This is a genomic window from Mesorhizobium sp. M2A.F.Ca.ET.039.01.1.1, assembly GCF_003998035.1.
GTDB lineage: Bacteria > Pseudomonadota > Alphaproteobacteria > Rhizobiales > Rhizobiaceae > Mesorhizobium.
In genome coordinates this window covers 1-1,362 of record NZ_RZRY01001142.1, presented here as the reverse complement: position 1 = coordinate 1,362, position 1,362 = coordinate 1, and the positions used below count along the sequence as shown (strand labels likewise).

Here is a 1,362-nt window from a genome sequence, read left to right as displayed (position 1 = left end):
ACCAGAAATCAGGCGCGAAGGGGTCGCGATAGGATTCGCCGCCGGAAGCGCCGGTCGCCGGGCCGGCCGTCTGGGCGCCGCCTTCGCCCTTGGCGCTGACATTCTGTAGCACCCCCGTATCAGCGGCGATCTCCGCCAGCACCGCATAGGGATCGGCAAACAGCTTTTCATCGGACAGCTGGGCATCCTGCGCGCCGTCCTTGGTCTGCCGGCGTTCGGACGAGCCGGCGCCGCCTTTGCCGTCCTCGCCCGCCTTGGTCGCGCCCTGCTGCGGATTGTCCGCGGTCAAACCGACCTTGCTCGGGCCGTCGCCGAGATCCTCGAGGCCCTTGCGGCTGGAATTGCGGTCGATCAGCTCGACCGGATTGAAATAGCTGGCGACGGCTGCCTTGGTCTGCTCGTTGGCGGCGTTGATCAGCCACATGACGAGGAAGAAGCACATCATCGCCGTCATGAAGTCGGCGAAGGCGATCTTCCACACGCCACCATGGTGATCATCGTCATGACCGTCGTGATTGCGCTTGACGATGATGATCTCGTGCCGGGGCTCGGCATGGTCGATGGCGCTCATGACAGAACCTCGGACAAGGACGCGGACCACTCGGCGATACGCGTCTCGAACACCGTTTCGTCGATGCTGACGGTCAGGTCGAAGCCCGGCGCCTCGGTGAAGTCGAGATTGGCCGCGCGGGACCCAAGCGCCGCCTTCAGGGGCTCGAACAGCGAGAGGGGTCCCCGAATACCGATGCGGACGGCCTCGTTGTCGGCGACCGCGGCGGCGATGGCGCGTGAAAGAGCCTGCAGCGAACGTTCCTGCAGGTCGTCGCTGAGAAGGCCGCCGATGATGCGGGCAACAGTCGCGCCGGCAAGCTCGGCAACGCGCTGCTCCATGGCGTCGATGCGCGTGGCGACAGCGGCGCCGAGGTCGCCGCCGAAGCTTTCAAGAAAGGCTCTCGCGGCATCGTCGCTGGCCTGGCGCTCGGCGTCGAGCGCGGCCTGATGGGCGAGCGCAAGCCGTGCCTCGAGCGTGGCCTCCGCATCGGCCACCGCCTCGGCGATCAGCGCGCCGATGTCGGCCTGTGGCGCGTGCGGCGCCGGCGCGGCCGGCATATGCGCGGCTTCGCGCGGGGTCGCCGCCTGGCTGGCGTGCGGGGTCCGCGAGCCGAAATCGGGCAGGAGATCGAAGAGGGCCGCCGAGACCATGGCCTAACCCACGGCTTCCGGCGCGGCAGCCCATTTGCGCAGAATCTGGGCGGTGCGCTCCTCATTGAGGTCGACCATGCGGGCAAGCCGCTCCTGCGGCGCCGGCCGGATCTTCTGGCGCAGATCATCGAGCGGGGTTGCGCCGGCGCGCGCGCCGGG

Annotated in this window: 2 protein-coding genes; both read right to left on the bottom strand. The window is 68.4% G+C overall.

The window, feature by feature from the left end:
- On the bottom strand, window positions 1–571 hold a 571-nt coding region (locus EOA24_RS37990), incomplete at its 3' end, for a flagellar motor protein MotB (RefSeq protein ID WP_281059936.1).
- Window positions 568–1,203, bottom strand: a complete 636-nt coding sequence (locus EOA24_RS37985; protein ID WP_126081518.1) for a hypothetical protein — start codon at window positions 1,201–1,203, stop codon at window positions 568–570. The genes EOA24_RS37985 and EOA24_RS37990, both read right to left, overlap by 4 nt.
- Between the last annotated feature and the right edge of the window lie 159 nt (window positions 1,204–1,362).

Coding starts and splice junctions, on each gene's coding strand:
- EOA24_RS37985 (WP_126081518.1), bottom strand. CDS start 1,203: ATGGTCTCGGCGGCCCTCTTCGATCTCCTGCCCGATTTCGGCTCGCGG.